Raw genomic sequence first — 24,596 nt, forward strand, 5'->3', positions numbered from 1 at the left:
GTCTCTGGCCGTCCAATTGCCGTCTGGTCGACGCTGAAGAGACAAAGCTCGCTGGGGCCGGTGACGGCAGCTTTCACATGGTCGTTCTCGGCTTCGAATCCGGCGACCATCCGGTGGATGCGTGGATGGCGCGCGCGCTGGAATGCGTGCGCGACAAAGGTGGCCAGTTCAATGCGGCGGGCGAGCGCGATGAAACTGCTGATGCCTGGCGCGAGGCGTTTATCAGCGCGCCGTTCAAGCGCGAGGGCCTGATTTCTTGCGGCATCCTGCACGATACATTCGAAACTGCGATCACCTGGGAGCGCCTCGCCGATTTCCACACCAATGTGAAGGCGGCGACGCACGAGATTATCAAACAGGCAACCGGCGTGCCGGGGCATGTGAGCTGCCGCTTCACCCATGCCTATACCGACGGCTGCGCACCTTATTTTACCCTGCATGCGCAAACCACGCCGGGGCGCGAGCTGGCGCAGTGGAAAGAGATCAAGCAGGCGGCATCGGAAGCGCTGATCCGCGAAGGTGGCACGATCACCCACCACCATGCGGTGGGGCGCGATCACATGCCGTGGTACGGCGCCCAGCGCCCGGCCCTGATGGGTGAGGCGCTGGCGGCGGTGAAAGCGCGGCTTGATCCGAACGGCATGCTGAATCCCGGCGTCATCGTTCCGCACCGGCAATGAGGGCGTCGGCGATGCACGCTCCGATCGCTGTGACCATGGGCGAGCCGGCCGGTATCGGCAGCGAGATCGCGCTCAAAGCTTGGCGCGACCGCGCTCTGGGCGTGGCGCCGTTCTTCGTCATCGACAGCCCGGCGCGGCTGCAACAACTCGCAATCGACTTGGGCCTGGCGGTGCCAGTGCAAGAGATAGATGATCCGAGCGACGCCGCCCTCTGCTTTGAGACCGCGCTGCCAGTCCTGGCGCTATCGCAAGAGGTCGAGGCACAAGCGGGCCAGCCGGAGACGAGCACTGCGGCGGCGGTCATCGAATCCATTGAGCGCGCTGTACAACTGGCCCAGAGCGGAGACGCCAGCGCTGTGGTGACCAACCCTATTCAAAAATCCGTCCTCACGGCGGCGGGGTTCGCCCATCCCGGTCACACGGAATTTCTCGCCGCACTTGCCGGCCCGGATGCCGAAGCGGTGATGATGCTAGCGTGCGCGGAATTACGTGTAGTGCCGGTAACGATTCACGTCGCCCTGGCCGAGGCCGCCCGCACACTGACGGGTGATAAAATTATATATTGCGGGCGGGTGACGGCGGCGGCCCTGACGCGCGATTTCGGCATAGCCAAGCCGCGCCTGGCCTTCGCCGGACTCAACCCGCATGGCGGTGAGAAAGGCAGCATAGGGCAGGAAGAAATCAACATCATCGAACCGGCGCTCAGCCAATTGCGCGCCGAAGGCATCGATGCGCGTGGGCCCCTGCCAGCGGACAGCATGTTTCACAGCATCGCACGCAAGACATATGACGCGGCGATCTGCATGTATCACGACCAAGCCCTGATCCCGATCAAGACGATCGATTTCGAAGGTGGCGTCAACACCACGCTCGGCCTGCCGTTCGTGCGCACTTCGCCCGACCATGGCACGGCGCTCGACATCGCCGGCCAAGGTGTGGCCAGCGCAACCAGCCTGATCGCGGCGCTGAAGTTGGCGGCGGAAATGACCGAGAAGCGGGCGCTGTGGGATAAAGCGGTAGCGGTGAATTCCTAAATCGATACGCAGTTCAGCATGATGTCCTCCGCTGACCGAGGCCAATTACGCGAGGGCAGCGAAGACGAAATCTGAAGGAAGCTGCGAAAACAGGACAAAATCTTGACGGCAAGCTCAGGATGACCGCTCACGTGCGATGGGGTATCCTCCGGGCTGCTGATCGGGCATCGAGTAGCGAAATTTAATAGTTTTGAGGGGCGATATGAAAATTGGTTTTATGCTTCCGGTGATGGGTGCGATGGCGACCCAGGGAAACATGGTCGCGATGGCTCAATTGGCCGAGGCGCGGGGCTTTGAATCTGTTTGGGTGCCCGACCATGTGATCATGCCAACCCGGATCGTGTCGACCTATCCCTATACCAAATCCGGTGGCTTTATCGCTGACCCGAAAGGGAGCCACCTCGACCCAATTACCGCCCTCGCCTTCGTAGCCGGCTGTACGAAGCGGGTGCGTCTCGGGTTTTCAGTGTTGGTCGCGCCCTATCGGCATCCTGTGGTGACTGGAAAGATGATGGCCACGATCGATGTGCTGTCGAACGGCAGACTCGATGTGGGTGTTGGCGCTGGCTGGCTCAACGAGGAATTTGAGGCGCTCGGCGTTCCGACCGAAAGAAAATGGGCGCGTACAGAGGAGCATATTCGGATCTGGAAGGAATTGTGGACCGCGGAGGAGCCCAAATATGACGGCGAATTTCATAGTTTCTCCCACGTCCAGTGCCGCCCCCAGCCCTTGCAGAAGCCGCATCCGCCGATCACCATTGGCGGCAACGGAAAAGCTTGTTTTAGGCGGGTTATTGCCTTGGCCGACGGCTGGCAGGTCGTGTCGGAAGCGCCGGATGACGTCTACAGTATGGGTGGAGATTTGAAGACGGCGCTGGCGACGCTTTATCAGATGGCCGAAGAGGCGGGTCGAGATCCAAAAACAATCGAGATAAACGCGGTGATAATTGCGGGCACCGCGGAGGGTGTGCTCAGAGATATTCCGCAATATGACCGCATCGGCGTGACACGCCTTATTCTGGATTTTCCATCATTTGTCTCTGACCCAAATGAGATGGCGTCTATCCTGGAAAAGATATCGGCGGAAGCGCCAATGGAAGTCACCTAGAACAGTCAAAGACCACGCCTGTTCCTGCGCATTCTCTAATTTTTACGGTCGGATTTTTGCGCCTGTCTCGGTTTCAAAAAGGCTTGCCGCTGCGCTCATATCAGCATCCATACCATATTTAGCGATCGTGCGGTCGAGCATTTCTTGAGCAACTTTACCGAGTGCCATATCTAGGTCATGCTTAAGGCCAATTTTTAGCGCCAAGCTACTATCTTTTTCCATCATAGCTGTAGAAAAGCCCTGATTCATTTTTCCCGATAAAATATTATCGGGCAACGTTATTTCTGTTGCGTAATTTCGACCTGAGCTTTTTTGGATAATATCAACTGCCATGGCTGGCGCCACACCCTCCCGAACAAGCATTGAGATTACCTCAAATGTTCCCATCCGACAGATTAGATTCAGCAGATTATTTCCAAGTTTAATAGAATGCGCGCTTCCCAATGGCCCAGCATGTATAATGTTATGACTTATAAAACCAAGTACTTTTTTAACGCGTTCAAACTGTGTATCAGAGCCACCCACCATAATTGCTATGGTGCCTTCCCGGGCGCCGCGCGGGCCACCGCTGACGGGGGCATCAATAAGCTCTATTTTTTTCTCAAGAATAAGCCCCGATATTTCCCGAGTTACTGTCGGGTCACCAGAGGTCATGTCCGCGATTAAACTTCCCGGTGCTAAGAAATTGGATATTCCATTTTCTCCTAGAACGATGTTTTTAACTTCATTAGAAGTTGGAAGGCAGGTGAGGACCACGTCAGATTCAAGCGCAAGTTCTCGCAAATTTTCTGCGACCGTAACTCCCTCCTGATTCCAAATATCTGGTCTCTTAATATCTGTATCAAATACCGTAAGGGGGACTTTTCCAACTAACCGGCTCGCAAGCGCACCACCCATATTACCAATACCGATAAAACCAACTTTCATTTCATTTATTCCTTCTGTTTTTGGGAGAGCTTGCGGAGCGAGCGCAGCGTAGGCCGAGGGAACCAGCCTGAGCAAGATCGTTTCTGATGCCCGTGTCGATATCTCAGACACCTGTGTTATCACGGCATTGACAAATCGATTCAATCAGACACGCTACCTTCATAGACCTGCGGGGCCTCAGCTATACCGCCACCATAGTGGATAGAGGCGAGCGAGCAGTGAAAAGAAGCCACAGGGAGACGACTTCATGTCAGAGACTAAACAAGTTTGGCATTTTTCAGAGATTGGCACGGACGAAGAAACCAAACGGCTGATGCCGGGATTTGAAATCCAGTATGTCATCACCGACGAAACCACCAAGGACAACGACCAATCCGTCTTCGGCCATTGCGTTTTTCCGCCGCGCTCGCAACATTTCCCACATAAGCACACCGTCGCGTCAGAGGTCGTCTATGTCATCAAGGGCCGAGTGGTAAACGGCTCGGTCGACGAAAATGGCGAGATGGTGGAACAGGAATGCGGCCCCGGCACCGCTTGCTTCGTGAAGACCGGGCAAATCCACTGGACGCGCAATCCTTATGACGAGCCCTGCGAATTCGTCTTCGCGTATTACGGCACGCCAAGCCTGCACAAGAGCGGCTATATCGACCATAAGGACGATATACCGGTTGAAAATACCATGGTGAGCGGCACGGCGAAGCTCGATCATGTGGTGGACAAGAGCCTGCTCTAGGTCGAATTCAACGTACCGGGCATAGCGCCTTTCATTTGCCAAGCATTGACGCCGTCGCATATTTTGAGGCGGCGCCGGGGACGAGCCGCACAGACAGCAGCCGAGTGCGGGTGAGCGCGGGATCGAACAACACTACGCGCAGCGTCTTCCAGCGCGCCGCGGCAGCGCTCGGCCAAGAGAATTGCGCGCTTTCGGATATCGTCGAGACGACCGTGCGGCTAAAAGACCCGCGCGACGTCATCGGCCTTAACGATTCTTATAAGGAATTCTTCAATCCGCCCCTACCAACTCGCGCCATCTTGCGCGCCGACTTTATGTTTGACGCTTTGGTCGAGGTGAAGGCAAGCGCCTATGAACCGCGCGTCTGAAGTTGCTCCAAGGGCGAGAGAATATCGGCACATTGCTATCTACAATATTTTGAAATAATTGCGGATTTACAAAGCAGAATCTAGCCCGCGTGCCGCTTGCCGACATGCTATCGTCCCGCCGCATGACAGTAAATTCCGCGCTCCCCTCCCCGACGCCCAGCAAGGAAGGCAATTTGTGGCCTGCTGTTCCGAACCAGCGCTCCGCGATTATGCTGTCGCTGCTGTTTCAGCTCGAGCAGAGCCAATGGTGGGACCCGGAACGGCTTCAGGCGGCGCAATTTCGCCAGGCCGCCGAGGTGCTGCGCCATGCGCGGCGCACGACGCCCTATTACGCTGATCGATTATCCGAAATCGGCTGGCGCCATGGCCAGCCGTTAACGGCGGACATATGGTCTGAGCTGCCGTTGTTGCGGCGCGAGGATATCCAGGATGCCGGAGAGCGGCTACATAGCCGAGCGTTGCCCAAAAGCCATGGCAAAACTGGAACCATCTCGACATCCGGCTCGACCGGCAAGCCGGTGCGGGTTCTGACCACCGATCTGACCGCCGCGATGTGGATCGCGTTTACGCTCAGAGATTATATCTGGCGGCGCTGCGATTTCGGCGCGAAGCTCGCCGCGATCCGTTACGACTCTTCCAACACCGCGCCTTACCCTGATGGCAAGCAGGCGCAGTCTTGGGGCGGGGCTTACGACGGAGCGCTGCCCACCGGCCCGGGGGCCATGCTCAGCATCATGACTCCGGTGGCGAAGCAGGTGGAATGGTTAGCGCGCCAAGACGCGAACTATCTGATTACCTACCCCTCAAATCTCGAGGCCATCCTGCGCCACTGCCAGGCCGAGAACATCCGCCTTCCGGAATTGCGCGAAGTGCAGACCATGTCGGAGCTGCTAAATCCGACGATCCGGGAGCTTTGCCGGGAGGTCTGGGGGGTGCCGCTTACGGATATGTATACCTGCCAGGAAGCCGGCTATATCGCGCTGCAATGTCATGGCCACACGCATTACCACGCGCAGTCGGAAAATATGATCGTCGAGGTATTGAGCGACGATGGCAGTCCCACCGCGCCGGGAGAAATCGGCAAAGTGGTGGTTACCCATTTGCATAATTTTGCCTCGCCGCTGATCCGCTACGATATCGGTGATTTTGCCGAGGTCGGTGAGCCCTGCCCGTGCGGCCGGGGCCTGCCAGTCTTCAACCGTATTGTCGGGCGGGCGCGTGGATTGATCACTTTGCCCAACGGCGATCAATTCTGGCCGTTCTTCAGCAACCGAAAATTCACAGAAATTGCGCCGATCCGGCAGTACCAGATTGTACAAAAAAGCCTCGAGCGCCTGGAAATCAAACTGGTGGCTGAGCGCAATCTTAGTGCGGAGGAGGAAGACAAGATGCGCACCCTCCTTGCCGAACGTCTGGGTTATCCATTCGCCATGACGTTCAGCTATTTCGATGAAATCCCACGCAGTGCAAGCGGCAAATTCGAGGACTTCAAGTCGGAGCTTTGAGTTTTCAGCTCGCGCCTCACGCTCGAGTGGCAATAAATTCTGCGTATTCGGCGCTTTGACTTGTGCCCGGCCCGGCCTGCGGCCGCCCCACTCTGCCGGCAACGGTGACGATGTTCAACATATCGAAGGTGAAACCCGATGCTGTGAAAAGAGTCCGCAGCTCATCCTCTGAGGTAAGCGAGAAGGACTTCATCCGGCGCATGTAATTTTCTGCTGCAGCAGCCAATTGCTCGGCGTCGATGCCGAGTACGCCCTGCCATTTCAACGCCTGCCGCTGCGCGTTTTCGCGAAACCCTTGCACCCGATCCAGATCCGGATGAATGTCGGCCTCGGTCCATTCGGGATTGATACGGGTCGTCGAAACGACTTCCCCCCCCGGGCGCAGAACTCCCAGCCACTTCGCCACCAAGGACTGGCGCGCCGCAGCGGGCAGCATGGGGAGAAAGGAGTGCGTCACAATGAGATCAAATTGTCGCGTGGTTTCCCACTGAACAATATCTGAGGCCTGAGTCTCGATCCGCACGCCCTGCCGCGCGCCGTACCATTTGCACAGCATCAATGGCGTTTCGCAGATATCGAGGACCATGATCTCGATATTCTCGATGTGCCCAGCATAGGCGTGAAGAAGATGCGCCAGCATGGCGTAATCCGCATTGGCCGAAATCAGAATGCGCGGATAATCCCCGCTTTTCGCCAAACCGCCCAATGCCTCGGCATAGAATCCAGCATGACGCTCGGGCGCGGCAACAATTCCGATAATGCGCAAATATTGCCAAAATCCGTGATACCAGGAGCAGTCTTCGTCCCCACCTCGGCGGCACAGCGCCGACGCCGCCAATTTTGCCAACGGCGCAGAGGTCAGGAGCGGCTCGTAGAGTTCCGCCGGGGCAAAGGCCCCCGCCACAACCGGCATGCTGTTGCGCCGCAGATTTTCGATGAGCGCCCGGCGGGTCGCAATGTCATCGGACCGGGCGGAGAGCATCCAACCTGGCGCCGCAGAGCCGTTGACCAAAAGACTGCTGCCGTCAGCGCCGCGCCACAGCGTGCAATCGAGAAGCAGGGCGATCGGTAGTTCGCTGGCGGCTATGCTCGGGCCGATATTGAGGATCGTGGTCCGGATGCCCGCCCCGCGGTCGAGCGCCAGATGGTCGTCCAAGGCGCCATCCGCCGCCAAAGCGGGCTCCGGCAATAGATACAGGCGCTCAACAATATTGCCAGCGCGCGCTGCCCGGCGCGGCAATTCAAACAGCGGCCCCGCACAGGCCGGTGCGCCCGGCGTGACGACACATTCATCAATGCATTCAAGCGGCCATGCATTTTCAAGACCGGCTGCTAGCAGCGCCTCGTCGCGCGCCATGCAGTGGAGAACGTCCTCACCGTCTTCCCGATGGCCTTTTTCCAAGGCGCTACCAAGTGCTGCCAACAAATCCGCCGTCATTGGGAAACTGCCCTCTCAACCAGTCGTCCAGCATACAGGCCAGGCGTGACTGAGGCAGTTGGAAAACATCATTATTTGTGGCGGTGCGCGCGCCCGGATGTCGATTGCGTGTCGGTCAAGAAATCCCGGATCGGCAAGAGAGAGTCTGCTGCGCCCGCCAACTCATGCTCGGCAAACGCAAGGAGCGCGGCTTCGTGGCGGACCAGGACGTTGAGTGCGGGCTTGTCTTCGTCCGGGCCCTCGGCCTCCAGCGCTTTGAATTTCTCGATGAAGCCGGGATAGCGAGTGGTCATGTTTGTCATCAGATCTCGCCACTGCCGCAGGGCGCGTTCCGTGACCCAATATTCTCCCCGCGCCGCCAGTGCAGGACGGTCGAGGGGTTTCAACCGATGGCGCTCTATTAATGGCAGGAGGATTGTCCATGTCCGGTGCTCGACTTTGGCCAGCTGCACCAATTTTTCCTGCTGGCTGGGTTCCGGAAACACGTCGCAAAGAGCGGTGAAGTACACTTCACCAGCCATTTCGGCCTCATAAGCTTGCAGGAGACCATCCAAATAAAATTGTTCGGCTGAAACGGAAATAGGCATTGATTGAAGGCCGTCCACGTCAGGGTCCAGAGAGAGGGTAAATGGGCTGTGGCCACCAGTTTATGTTTTGACGACCCGTGCCAGCAGCTGACAGCAGGCTTGAACCTCCGCCCGGCAGAGCCGCACACGGCAGAGCCAACTGTATCTTGTGGGAGAGATCAATCGGCTGAAGGGCTGGTCGATCCGATCATTTCGGCGATGCGCGTAGCCAACAATCCTTCGTCATAGGGCTTCTCGATAGTGTTAATTTCGCCCGGTTTGGTATCGCCCAATTGTGCGAAAATTTCTTTGCTGGAACCGAACAAGACCTTGAGACCGGGGAGCCGATGTAGCGCTTCCTCTACAATTTTTAGGCTGCCCATATCTCCCTCCAGCACGACATCGCTCAGCAGGAGTTTGATGTCCGGCGTGCTTTCCAGCGCTGCCAAAGCCGCCCTTCCGTCTTCCGCATGCAAGGGAACATAGCCGAGATTGGCCAGCATCCGCACGACTTCGCGCCGCTGGCGGTTGTCATCCTCGACGACGAGTATTTTTTGGCCCGATCCGCGCGGATGATCCGCGCCGCCTTTTGTCTTCCCACCCGACAACGTCTCGATGATAGCCGGCAGAAAAATGGAAACCGTCGTGCCCTTGTCGGGTGCGCTCGTGATGGTCATGTGCCCACCGGATTGCGTGACGAAACCTTGCACCATGCTGAGCCCGAGGCCGCTCCCTTTGCCGACGTCTTTGGTGGTAAAAAACGGCTCTGAGATGTCGTCAATAATATCTTCGGCGATGCCGCTTCCGGTGTCGCTGACAGAAAGCACCACATAGTGGCCGGCGTCCACCGCACCGCGTTCCGCCTGCGCCGCGTCGAGAGTCACATTTGCCGTTTTAATGCTGAGTTCGCCGCCGTCCGGCATGGCATCGCGCGCGTTGGTGGCAAGATTAATCAACGCCGTCTCAAGTTCGTTCACATCGATCATTACCTGCGCCAATCCCGCTCTCGACAATGTTTCAATCGATATATGAGCGCCGAGCGTACGCTCTAACAAATTCAATATTCCGGTCATGACTTCGTTCAGATCCGCCGACACCGGCTGGAGCGTTTGACGGCGCGAATAGGCAAGCAGGCGGTGGGTCAGGGACGCGCCGCGCTGGCACGCTTCAAGAGCCTCTTCAACGAGCTGCGGCTGAAGGTTGGCATAATTTCCATCTTGCAGCATCGACAGGTTTATCTTCACGATCGTCATGAGATTGTTGAAATCATGCGCGATGCCACCGGTCAGCCGGCCCACGGCGTCCATTTTCATCGCTTGACGAAGCTGCTCTTCAGCCTTCGATTGCTCGGTAATATCCTGAACCGTGCCGGCACGGCGGCTCAATTCCCCGCCCTCATCGGTGAACGCTAGCGCGGCGACGCGGACCGTTCTTATCTCGTCGTCCGGGCGGACAATACGCAGTTCATACGAATAGTCTTTGCTGCCCCGTTCACTTCGTTCGAGCGCGCGCGACACGATCATTTGGTCGTCCGGATGGACCATTTCAGAGAAGCTGTCGAGGTTCGGGCGAAAGACACCCTTCTGCACACCAAATATTCGATACACTTCATCGGACCAAGTGAGCTCCCCGGTTTGCTCGTTAAATTCCCAGCTACCTATGTTGGCGATGCGCTGCGCTTCTTGAAGATGGCTCTGGCTTTTGTGCAATGCCTCCTCGGCGCGCTCATTCTCGGTGATGTCGCGGCCAACGGAGAGTATCGACGGCTTGCCGCGATAGGTGAACGCGCGCCCTGCAATTTCGGCGATTATGATGCCACCGTCCTGCCGCAACAGGCGTCTTACGACGCGCGGGATTACGCTTCCCTTCGTCAGCATTTCGGAAATGCGCTGCGCGGCGGCGGCGTGCTCGTCCGGATGCAGGATGGACAGGATAGTCCTGCCGATCAGCTCTTCCGGAGACTTAAGCCCCAACGAATGGGCGCAGTAATCGTTACAGTAGACCAGGACGCCGTCGGTGTGGATCCAGATCAGTTCCTGCGCGAGATCAGCGACCGCGCGGTAGCGCTGTTCGCTCTCGCGCAATGCATCCTCGGCCAGTTTGCGCTCGGATATGTCGATCGTCGCGCCGGTCCAGTGGCTGCCCGCGAGCGCCTTATCCTTAAAAGATCGCGCCTTGGTGAGAAGGTATCGCACCTCACCACTGGGGCGCACGATCCGATGTTCCAAAGTATACGGCGTGTCAGGTTCCTCGCGCGCAGTGGACCATGAATGCTTCACCCGGTCGCGGTCTTCCTCATGCACATGGCGCAGGAAAGATTCGAAATCGGGGGGAACAGCATCTTGCGCAATCCCGAAAATGCGGCAGAGCTCGGCAGACCATGCCGGTTCGATTTGTTTATTTCCCTCAATATAGACGCTCCAACTTCCGAGATTGGCGATTTGCTGTGCTTCGGCCAGACGCGTCTCGCTTTCGTGCAGCGCGTCCTCAGTGTTTTTCAATTCGGTAATATCCTGAGACAATATGTAGTAACCGCGGACGACGCCGCGCGACCCGAAGTCGGGCATGTAACGTGCGAAAACATATGATTTTCGCCCATCGGTCGAGACAAATTCGCCAAACCGGGTGGTCGCTTCTCCGCACAGTGCTTTTCTGTGCGAATCTGAAATGACCGCAAAATTATCTGGCCCCATGACGTCTTCGACATGGCGTCCGACGATCTTGTCGACCGAGCGCGTGAACCAGATTTCATAGTATCTATTGGCAAATCGGTAATACCCATCAACGTCTACATAAGCGACAAATGCGGGCAAATTATCGGTTATCAACCGAAGACGCCTTTCACTCTCTCTCTGCGCCTCCTCGCTGGCTTTTCGGTCAGTGATATCGATGCTTGAACCAACCATGCTCAGCGCTCTGCCATCGGCCGCGCGTATTGCCTGACCGGTCGAACGAATCCAAATATATTCGCCGCTCGGCAGGCAATAGCGATATTCAACTTGGTAGGGCGTATCGTTCTCTAGGTGATCGTGCAGGCGCCGCAATACCTCGGCATGGTCGTCGGGATGCAGGTTCGATGTCCACGGGTGGCCGCCATCATCAAGGTCGAATCCTCCGGCGAGTTCATCGTCGCCGCGCCCGAAAAGAGCCTGAACGCCGAGCGAGTTCCACGGCAAATTTTGTTCAATGTCCCAATCCCAGACAGCCGTGTTCGCCGCCTCTAGCGCGAGGGTGATGCGTTCCGCCAGCGCGGCACTGATTTTGCTATCGGGATCCGGATCACCGGGCAAGTCAACCGCCCCCCGGGTGCTGCGCCGCGTGATCGATAATCAGAGACTGCAACAAAGACCGAATCATATATCTGACCGATATTTTCTAATTTCCATTTCCGCGCGGTCTTGCCGAACGGCGTGTCCCACAATATCGCATGACAAATTGCCAATGATATTTATTTCGATATTCCGCGATGCCGTCCTAGAACGGCGACGCCTAGAAAGGCGCTCATACAAACAATGGGACCAACCGAAAGTGCTCGAGCCCGGTGCTGGCCCGATGTCAGCGCAGTGACTAGTCGATGCCGTTGGCGCGCTGTACCTCTCGGATGAATTTGACGATGACGCTGACGTCGGCATCCGTCACCTGGGGCTGGGGCGGCATGTCGCCGAAGCGCCAATGATGCGCCCGTGAGCCTTGACGAACGGCGCGCTGGAACGCGAAGTCGCCGTGATGGTTGGGTTCGTAAATTTTGTGGATGAGGGGTGGGCCCTTGTCTGTGCCGCCGCCGACCATGCCGTGACATTGGGCGCAGTTTTGGATGAAGGCCTGGCCGCCGGCCCGCGCCTCGGGCGACAGCTCCGGCAGGGTTACAGATACCGTCTCGGCGGCGGCGGGCGCCGCAAGAAACAGCGCAACGGTGACGGGTGCGGCGAGCAACAGCGCAAAGGCGGCAACGGCGAATATCCGGGCGCCAATTATTCGCGGGTTCATTCTTCAGCTTCTTGAAAATGTTTGGCTAGCGCCATCAGCCGCTTATCGCGCCACGCTTGGCGCGCCGGATGGTCGTCGAGCGGCACGCGGGCGCGCATTTCGCTGTCGGCCTTGGTGATGATCGCATCGGACCAGGGTTCCGCCGGCTCGCCCTGCTTGATGAATTCAAAAAATCCCGGGGCGAGGCGCGCAGCATAATCCTTGAGGCCCCCGGGCGCGTTGAGGTCGATGGTCTCGAACGGCCCGATGAACGTCCAGCGCCGCCCAAGGCCCGCCGAGATAGTCTTGTCGATATCCTCCGCCGTGGCGATTCCGGCTTCAAGCAGGCGAAACGCCTCCCACAGCAGCGCCGCCTGCAGGCGGTTGGCGATAAAGCCGTCGATTTCGCGGGTGAGCCGGACCGGCTCCATGCCGACCGCCAGCATGATATCCCAACAGCTCTGCACCGCCGCATCGCCGGTCCACGGCGTCGGCACCACTTCGACCAGCGGGATGACGTAGGGCGGATTGATCGGATGGGCGATCAAACAGCGCGGCGCGCAAGCAAGGCCCTTGGTAAACACCGACGCCGGAATGCCGGAGGAAGAAGAGCCGATGACCAATTCCGCCCCCGCCACTTCGTCGATCTCGGCGTAGAATTTGGTCTTCACATCGGCGCGCTCGAAGACGCTTTCCTGGGCATAGACCGCACTATCCAACGCGTCGGCGAGGTTGGCGGCGATGGAGATACGCGCCAGGGCCGCTTCAGCATCGTCCAACAGACCGAAACCGACCAGTTCACGCATGTTGTCGGCGACTCGTGAAAGCGCTTGTTTTGATTGCGCCGCGTCGCCGTCAAACAGCGAGACTTCATAGCCGGCGCGGGCGAAGACGATGGCCCAAGCGCTGCCGACCAGACCAGCGCCCAGGATTGCGACTTTGTCAGACATATTCTGCTCTCCTAACGGCGTGATGACATCATGCGGCCAAGGCGGCGGCGTTGAAGGCGGCGAGCGAGCGCTCGATCAGCTTACGATCGATATCGTCGACGATGAAAACAATGCGCGAGCGTCGGTCTTCGTCCGGCCACGCCTTGAGATGTATCGGCGGGTGCACGACATGCTGCACACCGTTGATCACGACCGGCTCCGCCACATCCTTGACGTTGAGAATGCCTTTGACCCGCAGCACTTTCTCGCCATGGGCATGCAGCAGCATGGTCAGCCAGATGCCGAAGGCGGTCCAATCGAGCGGTGCGTCAAAGGTCAGCGTAAAGGTGTGAATATTTTCATCGTGGCGGTTAACGTCATGGCGGTGGCCAGGTTCGCGCGCGGTTTTCTCTTCCGCCGCCAACCAGCGCCGCACCTCGGCGCCCTTGGTCCGGGCATCATAAATATCCGCACGCAACAAGCGCTTGACGTCTACCTCTCCGTCGATTGCTTCAATTAGTTCGGCGGAAGGATTGAGGCGTTCAAGCTTGGTGCGAAGACGCTCGGCATCGGCCGGCTTGGCGATATCGGTTTTGGTCAGCACGATGCGGTCGGCGACGCTCGCCTGCTTGACCGATTCGCCGTGGCGCTTCAATTGCGCCAGGCCGTTTACGGCATCGACCGTGGTGATGATGCTGCCCAAGCGGTAATGATGCTTGATGATAATATCGGAATTGAGCGTGAAGATGATCGGCGACGGATCGGCGAGACCGGTCGTCTCGATGATCATGCGCTTGTAGCGCGGCACCTCGCCGCGCTCGCGCTTGCCATCAAGCTCGATGATGGCTTGCTTGAGATCGTCGCGGATGGTGCAACAGAGGCAACCGCTCTCGAGAAGCACCGTGTTCTCATCCATTTTCTCGACCAGGAAATGATCGAGCCCGACATCGCCGAATTCATTGACCAGAACCGCGGCATCCTTGAGCGCCGGATGGCGCAACATACGGTTCAACAGCGTCGTCTTGCCGCTGCCGAGAAATCCGGTGACGATGAAGAGTGGCGTAAGGCGGCTATAGGCAGCCATGAACTACAACGGCGCAGGCTATTGTGCGCCGGCGGCGCGCGCTTCGAGGCGGCCGATCAGCTTGGCGTCGAGGGGATCGGCGAGCTTGCGGGTCATGTTTTCCATGGCCTGCCAGATCTGAGGCAGATTGACCACCACCTCGCTCGCGCCACCGCTGGCGTTTTGCACGACATATTGATTGCCCGCCCATTCCCGCGCGTTGCAGCCATAATGGCCGAGCACATCATTGATCAGGGTGATGCGGTAATCGCGCTCCAAATAGCGATCGCGCCCGGCGGGCGGATCGTCGGAGCGGCCCGCATTGGTTCCGGCTTCGGTCCAATGCGGGCCATCCATCAGCACACCACAGAGCGCGCACATAAGAGCGCTCCCCGGCCCCGGCCTATTTCTTTTTCTTGGCCGATTTTTTCTTCGCGTTTGGCCGCTTGCCTTTAAACGGGCTGCGCTTGATGAAGTCATCGGCGATTTGGTCAAACGTCATCCAACGCACGCCGGAATGCTTGTTAATATGGCCGAGTATGCGTTCCAGCATCATGAGAGTCTGCGGGCGGCCGGAAATATCAGGATGGATGGTCAAGGCGTAGACGGCGTAATCCATCTCGCGGTAGACCCAATCGAATTGATCGCGCCACCAATCCTCGATATCGCGCGGGTTGGTCCAACCGCCACTGTTGGGCACGTTTTTCATGAACATCATCGGCGGTAGATCGTCGAGGTACCAACTGCCGGGAATCTGCACGATCGGGAAAGTCGTGCCCTTGTCCATTGGCTTCATCCAGCTTTTTGCTTGCTTGGAATAATCGATCAGGGTCCAGCTTTCGTTGATGCGCATCCAATAGGGCGTGAAATCGTTATGCATCTGGCTGTGGTCGTATTTGATGCCGCGTTCCATCAGCAAATGTGGCGTCGCAGCACTCATTTCCCACCACGGCGCGACATAGCCGGTGGGCCGCTTGCCGGCGAGTTTTGTGACCTGGTCAAAAGTTTTGTCCAGCACGTCGGCTTCTTGCTGGGGCGTCATGGCGATGGGGTTTTCATGGGTATAGCCATGCAGGCCGATTTCGTGCCCGGCGTCTGCGACGGCCTTCATTTCCTTGGGAAAGGTCTCGATCGTATGCCCGGGAATGAACCAGCTTGCCTGAATGCCGAGGGTATCGAACAGCTTCAGCATGCGTGGGGTGCCGACTTCGGCGGCAAATACGCCGCGTGAGATATCGGACGGCGAATTGCCGCCCGCGTAAGAACCGATTTGTCCGGCGACCGCATCAACATCGACGCCGATTGCGCAGATGATTTCCTTCTTCGACATAACGCCCTCCATGGCATTTTAGAATTGCCGGGAGATTAGGCAAGCGGCGGTGTGATATCAAGCGCGCATGCCCGCCGCGATAAGTAATTTGTTCCGCATTAACCGGGTAATTAGGTGTGAACCCTGTCATCATGGATATGCGCAAGGAGGGTAGCGGCGTTTGTTAACGACGATAAGACTGACATCGGGTTTGGTGCTGTTCGCTTATGTGGGCACACATCTGATAAACCACGCCTGGGGCCTGGCCTCCATTGAGGCGCTCAATATAGGGCGCGACATTTTTGTTGCCGTGTGGCGTAGTTGGCCTGGCACGATCCTTCTGTACGGCGCCCTTCTTACCCATTTCATCCTGATCTTGTGGAGCCTCTATAACCGGCGCACTTTCCGGGTGCGCGCCTGGGAGGCTGCGCAAATTTTGCTCGGCCTGGCGATCCCCTTTCTCCTTGCTGAACATGCCTTGGGGACACGCGGGCTCAACGCCACGACCGGGGTCATCGATGACTACATTTATGAAATCCTGGTTCTCTGGGTTTACGCGCCGGAGAAAGGCGTCGTGCAAACCGTGCTGCTCGTCGTCGCATGGCTGCATGGCTGCATGGGCGTTCATTTTTGGCTGCGCCTGAAACCCGGGTACAAGAGCTGCTCACCTTATCTGTTCGCGTTCGCCATTATCCTGCCGGTCACGGCGGTGTTCGGCTTCGTCGCGGCCGGCCGCGAAATCAAGGTGCTGGCCGAAGATCCGATGTGGCTCGAGAGCATGACCCTCCACATCAACTGGCCGGACCAGGCGGCGGTCGTCTGGGTCGGCTATTGGAAGGAGATAATCTGGGAAATTTGCGGCGGGCTGCTGGCGCTGGTCGTGGTGGCGCGCGTTGTCCGCTGGGCGGTTGAACTCCGGCGCGGCTTCGTCCGACTCACCTATCCTGGCGGCCGCGTCGCACAAATTACACCCGGTATCACCGTGCTCGAAGCCAGCCGCGAAGCCGGTATCGAACATGCCAGTGTGTGCGGCGGGCGGGGGCGCTGCTCGACTTGCCGTATTCGTTTGGGTGAAGGGCGCGAGCATGTCGAGGCGGCGAGCGCGGACGAACAAAAGGTCCTCAAACGGGTGGGTGCGCCGGAGCATGTGCGCCTCGCCTGCCAGTTGCGCCCGACGAAGGACCTTGAGGTTATCCCGCTGCTGCCGCCTAACGCTTCACCCAAGGACGGCCACCGCAGGCCCGCCCATCTTCAGGGCAGCGAGCGCGAAGTCGCCATTCTGTTCGCCGATATTCGCAAATTCACCCAGTTTTCGGAAAACAAGCTGCCCTATGACGTAGTCTTCGTCCTTAACCGTTACTTCCGCGCCATGGGTGAGGTGGTCGGCCAGACCGGCGGTGAATTGGACAAATTTATCGGCGACGGTGTGATGGCCCTGTTCGGCGCCAATACAACGCCCGAAGAGGGTTGCCGGCGGGCGCTTGAGGCGGCGCGCCTCATGAGCATAGCGCTCGATGACTTAAACCAATCACTGCGCGCCGATTTGGATGAGCCACTCAGAATCGGCATTGGCATTCATCTCGGCATGGTGATCGTCGGCGAGATGGGGTTCTCAAATGCGATCTCTTTCACAGCCATCGGCGATGCCGTCAACACGGCGTCACGCTTGGAGCAGGCGACCAAGGAATATGCCTGCCAACTGATCGTCTCAGAGGATGTTTGCAAGCGCGCTGGGGTTTCTCTGGACAATTTCCCGCTGCATGAAATTCCGATTAGGGGGCGCAGCGCACCTGTGCAGATACGTTGCGTCGACAAGGCCTCGAATATGGCGGATGTCGATTTGGATCTTGGCCGGCGCACCAAGCGGGAGCGCTCTTCGGCGGCGGAGTAAACGCCGCCGGTCAGCGATACTTCGCCGTTCGTTCCTCGGGCAGCGGCGTGTCGGCGCGGAGATCGGTCGCAAATCCAGCGCTGGGGCGGACATCCGGCAGGCGCAGATATGCCAAGAGCGCAAGCAACACAATGGCTGCGAGAAAGCCAAAGACGGCGCGGTAGGCATCTGTCGGCGAAGCGCCGGCCACTTGCGGAAACGCCCCCATGATCAGGCCTGACGCGGATTGCACAATCGCCGGACCGCCCATCAGGGCGATCGCGATCATGGCAATGCCGCGGCCGGCCAGGCGGTCGGGAAATAGCGCCCGCCCATGTCCGGCGATAACGATGTTATAGGCGCTGCAAAAGCTGATCAGGACGAACAGCGCCGTGGCCAAGGCGAGCGGTGGGCGGGGAATGAGCGCCAGCAACAGGAAGGAAATCAGCACCAACGCAGCGCTCCCGGCGACCAACCATTTGCGCGTATCCAGCCGCTCTTCCAATGGGCCATAGGCGATATTGCCGATGATCAAGGCGACCGCCATGATTAGCAAAATATTGCCGCTGGCGATCGTGTCGAGACCGTAGACATCGATCAAATAGGGACCGCCCCACAGACCGACAATGGCCGTCAGCACTGGGTAAGAAGCGAACGCCATGCCCATGACCGTCGGCAGGCGCGGCGTCTTCAAGACTTCAATAACTCCGGTAACACTCTCTTTCAGGCCCTCGGGCTTGATGATATCGGGTTCCCTGCCTAGCGGTGAATCGCGGACCAGCAGAAAAATCAGCAATGCGCCCAACGCGGTCACCGCGCCGGCGCCGTAGAACGCGTAGCGCCAACCAACGCTCTCGGCAATTAGGCCGAGCGGTGTGGTCGATAGCAGCACGCCGATACCGCCGATCGCGATCATCCGCCCCATCCAGGTGGCATAGCGCTCCGCCGGCACCCAGCGGCCGAACACGAACAACGCGCCGACCAGCACGCCGCTGACACCGAGGCCCATCATCAGGCGGCCGGCCAAAAGACTAGCGAATCCGCCAGCCAAGCCGTAAGTCACCGCGCCGGCGACGGCGAAGGTCAATATGACTGGCAGCGTCCGGCGCACGCCGAAACGGTCAAACAACATGCCAAGCGGGATCTGCGCCACCGCGAAGGATACGAAAAAGACTCCGGTCAGCCCGCCCAGCGCCTCTGCCGATAGCGAAAATTCGGCGCTCAATTCCTTAGCTATGACGCCGTTGGACATGCGGTAGAATTGGCTCATCGCGTAAGCCACGCCGATGACGGTGACGATCGTGGCGAACTGGCGTTGGCGATTGTCAGATTTCATCGGATGCTGGCCGGGTTAAACGAAACGGACGGTCTGTGCGGAATAACGGCGGCACGGCTTGGCCTGCCCGTCGGGCCGCGATAAACTTGACTACTATTAACTGGCTATGATGGTAAATTCGACTTAAGTGAATAGAATAATTATCAAAATGCTCGAAAGAAAATGACGAGTTCGCGGGCATTCGCAAGAATCCTCACCCTTTGCGCTGTGCTTCTGGCTGGGATTTTTTCCACCCCGCCGGCGCACGCCGAGTTTGACGAAGGCGTGCAGGCCTATTTGGCTCAGGATTATGAAGCCGCGCTGGCTGCTTGGCGGCCGCTCGCTGATAAGGGCAACGCGGAAGCACAATTCGGCATCGGGCTATGCTACGAGAACGGACGCGGTGTGGAACGGAACCTCACGCAGGCCGCCGTTTGGTATCGCAAAGCGGCTGAACAGGGCCTGGATGAGGCTCAATTCAACCTCGGCAATCTATATCTTAACGCCGCGGGCGTACCCAGGGATTTGGTCGAGGCGGTAAGATGGTATCGCCGCGCCGCTGAACAGGGCATGCCGCATGCACAGGTCAATCTCGGCTATTCCTACGAGACCGGTTCGGGTGTGACGAAAGACGCTGAAAAGGCGGTGTCGTGGTATCGCCGCGCCGCCGAGCAGAATTTTCCCCAGGCGCAATATTATCTCGGCGCCGCCTATGAGCGTGGCAGTGGCGTTGAAGAAGACCTTCCCCTCGCTGCCGCCTGGTATCAACGCGCCGCCAAGCAAGGCGTCGTGCTCGCCGTCAAACGCCTGGAGGCGCTCACGGACAAAGATATAGAGCCGGCTGTGATCGTCGCAAACAGCGCGCCGGCAGAACGGGAACCCGTGGCGCCCAAAGCGCCGGCCGTGGCGGAGCAGAAGACGCCGCCTGAGACAACGGCAGTTGAGGCTGAGGTTGAGGCTGAGGTTGAGGTTGAGGCTGAGGTTGAGGTTGAGGTTGAGGTTGAGGCTGAGGCTGAGGTTGAGGTTGAGGTTGAGGCTGAGGCTGAGGTTGAGGCTGAGGTTGAGGCTGGGGCTGAGGTTGAGGCTGAAGTAAAAGAAAACAATCCGGTTGAAAGCGCACCGACACCCGAGCCTGAAGCGCCGAGCGCCGCCGCAACGGCAGCGCAAACAGCGACGGCGGCAGCGCCAGCAGGTGACATGCCGACAAACAACCAGACCGCGACCGCATCCGGTGCGGCGCCGACAACCGCCCGGGCCGGCGAGCGTGTGGAGAGCCTAAGCGGCAGTTTCCGCCTCCGGCTCGCTTCCTACCGCCAGCCAGCGAATGCCGAAAAAGGCTGGCGCATCCTGTCCACCAAGTACAATGATCTACTTGCCAGCTTCAACTATGCTGTTGCTGAGGTGGATTTGGGCGCCGACAAGGGCATCTATCACCGCCTTGAGGCGGGGCCGGCGGGGTCTCTGAACGAGGCGCAAGAACTGTGTGCCAAAATCAAAGCGCGCGGCGATAGCTGCACCGTGGTGCAGCCGTGACCCGGGCGCCTGGCGGCTAGCCAGCGCGCTTCCAGTCCGGCCCTATAACCCGTCCCGGGGATCAACGCGCACATGAATTCGGCGGCTCGCGAAGGATGGCTTGAACGGCAGGAGACGGCCGAGGCACTGGTACTCAGCCTCGGCGGTCGTTGGGACATGCGCTGCGCCGAGCGCTATGAGAAAGAGCTGCGCCACCTGACGATGCCGGGTGAGAAAAATTTGCGCATCGATTTTTCCGCCATCGAATCGCTTGATACCGCTGGGGCCTGGCTGGTCCACCGTCTGGCGAAGCGGCTGCGCGACGACGGAATTGGCGTGGATTTCGCCAATTTGCCGGCGGCGCATGCCGATATTCTCGAGCGCTTGGCGCATATCGATAGCCATGTCGAGATCGAGCCGCCACGGCCAAACGCTATCGCGGCGGTGGTCGCCCGCTGCGGCAAAGGCGTGATCGATATTGGCGTCGAGATCCTGGAAAGTATCGCTTTCCTCGGCCTCACGGCGGTGAGCCTGGCGCGCGCGGTGGTGCAGCCGCGTTTGCTACGCGTGCCGGCCATTTTTTATCACATGGAACAGGCCGGCCTGAACGCCATCCCGATTGTCGCCCTGATCGCCTTTCTCATCGGCCTTGTGATCGCCTATCAAGGCGCAATCCAGCTGCGTCAATTCGGCGCCGAAATATTCGTTGTCGATATGGTCGCAGTATCAATATTGCGCGAACTGGCGATCCTGCTGACCGCAATCGTCGTTGCCGGGCGCTCCGGCAGCGCGTTCACGGCGCAAATCGGCGCGATGAAAATCAATGAAGAAGTCGATGCCATGCGCACCATTGGCCTTGATCCGATGCAGGTATTGGTCTTGCCGCGTGTGATCGCGCTGATGATCGTGTTGCCGCTTCTCGGGTTTGTCGCCGATGTGATGGGGCTCATCGGCGGCGGTGTGATGTCGATGATCGAGCTTGGTATTTCGCCAGCGCAATTCATCGATCGCCTCGGGCAATCTTTCGCGCCCTGGACGCTCGGCACCGGCCTGGTCAAGGCACCGGTCTTCGCCGCGATCATCTCGACCACGTCATGTTATATGGGTATGAAAGTTACTGGCAGTTCCGAAAGCCTCGGCAAACTGACGACGCGGTCCGTGGTGCACGCCATCTTCGCGGTGATCGTTGCCGACGCCGTGTTCTCCATATTCTTCGCCTATATTGGGATCTGACGGTGATGGAAACAGCGAACGATATCGCCATTCGGGTTGATAACATCACGGTCGGTTTCGACCGGGTGACGGTGCTTGAAAATCTTAGCCTGGACGTCCGGCGCGGCGAAGTGATGGGGTTCGTCGGGCCCTCCGGTTCGGGGAAATCGGTTCTGCTGCGCACTATTGTCGGGCTCAACCAACGGCGCGCAGGGCGCATCGAGGTATTGGGCCAGGATTTGGATACGCTCAATCATCGCCGGCGCCGCGACCTAGAAGCGCGGTGGGGCGTTCTGTTCCAGAGCGGCGCGTTGTTTTCCTCTTTGACGGTAGCGCAAAACATCGAAGTGCCGCTGTTGGAACATAGCAAGCTGCCGCGCGACGTGGTCGAAGAAATATGTGCCCTCAAGATCGGCCTGGTCGGACTGCCGCGGGAAGCGGCCGCCAAATTTCCGATGGAGCTGTCAGGCGGCATGCGCAAACGCGCCGGATTGGCGCGGGCGCTGGCGCTCGATCCCGAAATACTCTTTCTCGATGAGCCGACCGCCGGTTTGGACCCGATCGGCGCGGCGGCCTTCGACGAATTGCTGCGCAGCCTGCAGCGCAGCCTCGGCATCACCGTATTTATGGTCACCCATGATCTCGACAGCCTCTACGCGGTCTGTGACCGCATCGCTGTACTTGGCGACAAACATGTTATCGTTACCGGTACTGTGGAAGACATGCAGCAACAGGTGCACCCCTGGATCCGCGACTATTTTCATGGTCCGCGCGGGCGGGCCGCACAAATCCCGGGTCCGCGCGGGCAGGCCGCAAAAGGGGTGGAGAGCGCATAGAGATGGAAACCAGGACCAATCATCTTTTGGTCGGCGCGTTCGTTCTGCTGCTAGTTGCAGGGTTGGTGGCGTTTATCATCTGGGCGGTCAAAGCCGATGTAGACGCCAAACACACCAACTACCATGTCTACTTCAGCGGCTCGGTTTCCGGCCTTAGCAATGTCAGCGAAGTTCGCTATCGCGGTGTTCCGATCGGTACGGTGACGGATATCCGCATCGACCCCGACAATGTGGAGCGCGTGCGCGTCACTCTCGACATCAGCGGCGAAACGCCAATCAAAGAGGATTCGATCGCATCGATTGAAATGCAGGGAATCACCGGCGTGGCGCTGGTGCAGATTTCCGGTGGCCGGCAGACGAGCTCGAACTTGAAAGCACGAGAAGGCGAAAAATATCCGATCATCAAATCAAAAAAATCCGGTCTTGAAAAACTCTTCACCGACGCGCCAGAACTTATCAACCGCGTTCTGACCCTGGTCGAGACCGCGACCCGCCTATTCGATGAGAAGAATATGGCGGCGATCAGCGGCACGCTCGCCAACACTGAAAAAATGACTGCCACCCTCGCCGGCAGCGCTGAGAAAATCGATGCGTTCCTGGTTGACGCCTCCGGTACCGCAGCGGAATTGCGCGCGACCATGAAAGAAATGCGCGGCGATATTGCACATTTGATGGCAAATGCGGATGCGACCTTGATCTCGGCACGTGCCACCATGGACACGATCGGCGACGAAACTGCGGCATTGGGCGGTGACGCCCGCGCCTTGATCGCGGATCTGCGCGGCTCCGCGCATTCGCTCAGCAGTATGAGTGAAGAAATTCAGGGATTGGTGGCGGACACTCGCGTGCCGCTAAATGATTTCACCACCGAGGGCCTGTATGAATTTTCCCGCTTGATCACCGAGATGCGGACACTGGTGGCGAGCCTGTCGCGCATTGCCGACGGTTTGGAGAGTGACCCAACTGGTTACTTATTCGGCAACAAAGAAGGAGGGTTCAAAACGGAATGACCATAACTCAACAAATATATTTGGCCCGAGGATGGCGGCGCATCGCCGCAGCAATGCTGGTGCTCGCAGTTGCCTTCACTGCTGGTGGCTGCTCGCTCGACGGCTTATTGGCGGGCAGCGGCCCGGCGCCCAGTCTCTATGTGTTATCGCCAAAAAGCACCTTTGCCGACGATCTGCCCTATGTGGAATCCCAGCTCGTCGTCGAGCTGCCGATCGCCTCGGAAGGGCTGAATACGCACCGGATTGCGCTGCGCGAGAGCCCGCTCACTCTCGATTTTTTTGCCGGTGCAAGATGGACCGAGCGGGCGCCGCAAATGGTGCAAACGCTGCTCGTTGAATCCTTCGAAAATACCGGCAAGATCGTGTCGGTCGCCAGACAAGGCGTCGATCTTAGGGCCGATTTCGTGCTCAAAACTGAGCTACGGGAATTTCAGGCGGAATACTCCGGCAATGATGAGGCGCCGCATGTTTGGGTCAAACTGAACGCAAAACTGGTGCGCATGCCAGCGCGGACCATCATCGCGTCGGAAACATTCGAGGCGCGCTACGCCGTCGGCGGATCGTCGATGAAAGATGTCGTCGTGGCGTTTGATGAAACGCTCAACAAAGTGTTGAAGAAAAGCGTGCTCTGGACGATGGGCCGGCTACGTTAAAGAGAATTAACCGTCAGGCGGGATAGCGCATAAGCGCTGTCGTCGGCAAGCCATCCAAGCGCTCGCGGCCGCCGAGGCCGATAAGCTCGATCAAGAATGCGGCGCCGACCACATTGGCGCCGACCTGATTGAGCAACTGCATGGTTGCCCGCGCGGTCCCGCCGGTCGCCAGAAGGTCATCAAGAATGACAACTCGTAGCCCCGGTTTGATGAAGTCTTTTTTTATTTCCACCGCATCGGTGCCGTATTCGAGCGAATATTCAAGTTTGATCGTATCGCCAGGCAGCTTGCCCTGCTTGCGAATCATGACGAAGCCACAACCCATTCTGTATGCCAGGGGCGCAGCCACAAGAAAGCCGCGTGATTCAATCCCGACCAGGAGGTCCGGCGCATACGGCCCGATCGCGTCGGCGAGCTGCTCAACGGCCTGGGCCCATGCGCCGGAGTGCGCCAATAGCGGCGATATGTCGTAGAACAAAATTCCCGGTTTCGGAAAATCGGGAATTTCAGCGACATGATCCTGAAGTCTTATCGACATGATTTGAGCGCCGCTACGGAGTCA

The 24,596-nt window shown here is 58.5% G+C and carries 23 protein-coding genes; 12 read left to right on the forward strand and 11 right to left on the reverse strand.

Annotated elements, in window-relative coordinates; translation table 11 throughout:
- From O3A94_12130 to O3A94_12140, 3 genes are all read left to right on the forward strand, one after another.
- The coding region (locus O3A94_12130; protein ID MDA1357000.1) for an FAD-binding oxidoreductase at positions 1–680 on the forward strand (680 nt) is incomplete at its 5' end.
- Positions 681–691: 11 nt separating this feature from the next.
- Positions 692–1,714, forward strand: coding sequence for a 4-hydroxythreonine-4-phosphate dehydrogenase PdxA (pdxA, locus tag O3A94_12135; protein ID MDA1357001.1), 1,023 nt, complete (start codon positions 692–694; stop codon positions 1,712–1,714).
- Between the two features lie 202 nt (positions 1,715–1,916).
- The gene (locus O3A94_12140; GenBank protein MDA1357002.1) at positions 1,917–2,822 is read left to right on the forward strand and encodes an LLM class F420-dependent oxidoreductase; all 906 of its coding nucleotides are present in this window, start codon (positions 1,917–1,919) and stop codon (positions 2,820–2,822) included.
- A 42-nt stretch (positions 2,823–2,864) separates the two neighbouring features.
- Here O3A94_12140 and O3A94_12145 read toward each other — a convergent pair whose 3' ends face one another.
- The gene (locus O3A94_12145; GenBank protein MDA1357003.1) at positions 2,865–3,860 is read right to left on the reverse strand and encodes an NAD(P)-dependent oxidoreductase; all 996 of its coding nucleotides are present in this window, start codon (positions 3,858–3,860) and stop codon (positions 2,865–2,867) included.
- A 136-nt stretch (positions 3,861–3,996) separates the two neighbouring features.
- Between O3A94_12145 and O3A94_12150 the strand changes: the two genes are divergently transcribed.
- The 3 genes from O3A94_12150 to O3A94_12160 all read left to right on the forward strand — a co-directional run bounded on the left by O3A94_12150 (position 3,997) and on the right by O3A94_12160 (position 6,355).
- Positions 3,997–4,482: a cupin domain-containing protein gene (locus tag O3A94_12150; GenBank protein ID MDA1357004.1), complete on the forward strand. Its 486-nt coding sequence runs from the start codon at positions 3,997–3,999 to the stop codon at positions 4,480–4,482.
- Between the two features lie 35 nt (positions 4,483–4,517).
- Positions 4,518–4,850 (forward strand): RidA family protein, encoded by a 333-nt coding sequence (locus tag O3A94_12155; GenBank protein ID MDA1357005.1) that lies wholly within the window; start codon positions 4,518–4,520, stop codon positions 4,848–4,850.
- A 173-nt stretch (positions 4,851–5,023) separates the two neighbouring features.
- The gene (locus O3A94_12160; protein MDA1357006.1) at positions 5,024–6,355 is read left to right on the forward strand and encodes a phenylacetate--CoA ligase family protein; all 1,332 of its coding nucleotides are present in this window, start codon (positions 5,024–5,026) and stop codon (positions 6,353–6,355) included.
- A gap of 16 nt (positions 6,356–6,371) precedes the next feature.
- Here O3A94_12160 and O3A94_12165 read toward each other — a convergent pair whose 3' ends face one another.
- The 8 genes from O3A94_12165 to O3A94_12200 all read right to left on the reverse strand — a co-directional run bounded on the left by O3A94_12165 (position 6,372) and on the right by O3A94_12200 (position 15,647).
- On the reverse strand, positions 6,372–7,793 hold the full coding sequence (locus tag O3A94_12165; protein MDA1357007.1) for a class I SAM-dependent methyltransferase: 1,422 nt from the start codon (positions 7,791–7,793) through the stop codon (positions 6,372–6,374).
- 71 nt (positions 7,794–7,864) lie between these two features.
- Positions 7,865–8,380, reverse strand: coding sequence for a hypothetical protein (locus O3A94_12170; protein ID MDA1357008.1), 516 nt, complete (start codon positions 8,378–8,380; stop codon positions 7,865–7,867).
- A 158-nt stretch (positions 8,381–8,538) separates the two neighbouring features.
- Entirely contained in the window at positions 8,539–11,649 is a 3,111-nt protein-coding gene (locus tag O3A94_12175; protein MDA1357009.1) for a PAS domain S-box protein, read from the reverse strand.
- 277 nt (positions 11,650–11,926) lie between these two features.
- Positions 11,927–12,346, reverse strand: a complete 420-nt coding sequence (locus O3A94_12180) for a cytochrome c (GenBank protein ID MDA1357010.1) — start codon at positions 12,344–12,346, stop codon at positions 11,927–11,929.
- Positions 12,343–13,275, reverse strand: coding sequence for a 3-hydroxyacyl-CoA dehydrogenase (locus tag O3A94_12185; protein MDA1357011.1), 933 nt, complete (start codon positions 13,273–13,275; stop codon positions 12,343–12,345). The genes O3A94_12180 and O3A94_12185 overlap by 4 nt, the downstream gene beginning before the upstream one ends.
- 28 nt (positions 13,276–13,303) lie before the next feature.
- On the reverse strand, positions 13,304–14,338 hold the full coding sequence (locus tag O3A94_12190; protein ID MDA1357012.1) for a GTP-binding protein: 1,035 nt from the start codon (positions 14,336–14,338) through the stop codon (positions 13,304–13,306).
- Between the two features lie 18 nt (positions 14,339–14,356).
- Positions 14,357–14,698, reverse strand: coding sequence for a hypothetical protein (locus O3A94_12195; protein ID MDA1357013.1), 342 nt, complete (start codon positions 14,696–14,698; stop codon positions 14,357–14,359).
- Positions 14,699–14,720: 22 nt separating this feature from the next.
- Positions 14,721–15,647 (reverse strand): polysaccharide deacetylase, encoded by a 927-nt coding sequence (locus O3A94_12200; protein MDA1357014.1) that lies wholly within the window; start codon positions 15,645–15,647, stop codon positions 14,721–14,723.
- A 160-nt stretch (positions 15,648–15,807) separates the two neighbouring features.
- Here O3A94_12200 and O3A94_12205 point away from each other — a divergent pair, with 160 nt between their 5' ends.
- On the forward strand, positions 15,808–17,517 hold the full coding sequence (locus O3A94_12205) for an adenylate/guanylate cyclase domain-containing protein (GenBank protein MDA1357015.1): 1,710 nt from the start codon (positions 15,808–15,810) through the stop codon (positions 17,515–17,517).
- 10 nt (positions 17,518–17,527) lie between these two features.
- On the opposite strand, the gene O3A94_12210 is transcribed toward O3A94_12205, so the two are convergent.
- Positions 17,528–18,832, reverse strand: a complete 1,305-nt coding sequence (locus O3A94_12210; protein ID MDA1357016.1) for an MFS transporter — start codon at positions 18,830–18,832, stop codon at positions 17,528–17,530.
- 162 nt (positions 18,833–18,994) lie between these two features.
- On the opposite strand from O3A94_12210, the gene O3A94_12215 reads away from it, so the two are divergent.
- From O3A94_12215 to O3A94_12235, 5 genes are all read left to right on the forward strand, one after another.
- Positions 18,995–20,344, forward strand: a complete 1,350-nt coding sequence (locus O3A94_12215; GenBank protein ID MDA1357017.1) for an SPOR domain-containing protein — start codon at positions 18,995–18,997, stop codon at positions 20,342–20,344.
- Between the two features lie 72 nt (positions 20,345–20,416).
- The gene (locus O3A94_12220; GenBank protein ID MDA1357018.1) at positions 20,417–21,556 is read left to right on the forward strand and encodes an MlaE family lipid ABC transporter permease subunit; all 1,140 of its coding nucleotides are present in this window, start codon (positions 20,417–20,419) and stop codon (positions 21,554–21,556) included.
- 5 nt (positions 21,557–21,561) lie between these two features.
- The gene (locus O3A94_12225; protein MDA1357019.1) at positions 21,562–22,371 is read left to right on the forward strand and encodes an ABC transporter ATP-binding protein; all 810 of its coding nucleotides are present in this window, start codon (positions 21,562–21,564) and stop codon (positions 22,369–22,371) included.
- A 2-nt stretch (positions 22,372–22,373) separates the two neighbouring features.
- Entirely contained in the window at positions 22,374–23,381 is a 1,008-nt protein-coding gene (locus O3A94_12230) for an MlaD family protein (GenBank protein MDA1357020.1), read from the forward strand.
- The gene (locus O3A94_12235; protein ID MDA1357021.1) at positions 23,378–24,034 is read left to right on the forward strand and encodes an ABC-type transport auxiliary lipoprotein family protein; all 657 of its coding nucleotides are present in this window, start codon (positions 23,378–23,380) and stop codon (positions 24,032–24,034) included. Before O3A94_12230 ends, O3A94_12235 begins: the two co-directional genes overlap by 4 nt.
- Before the next feature lie 13 nt (positions 24,035–24,047).
- Here the strand turns inward: O3A94_12235 and O3A94_12240 are convergent, their stop codons facing one another.
- Positions 24,048–24,566 (reverse strand): adenine phosphoribosyltransferase, encoded by a 519-nt coding sequence (locus O3A94_12240; GenBank protein MDA1357022.1) that lies wholly within the window; start codon positions 24,564–24,566, stop codon positions 24,048–24,050.
- Positions 24,567–24,596: the final 30 nt, after the last annotated feature.

It is taken from the genome of Pseudomonadota bacterium (genome assembly GCA_027624955.1).
Taxonomy (GTDB): domain Bacteria; phylum Pseudomonadota; class Alphaproteobacteria; order UBA828; family UBA828; genus PTKB01.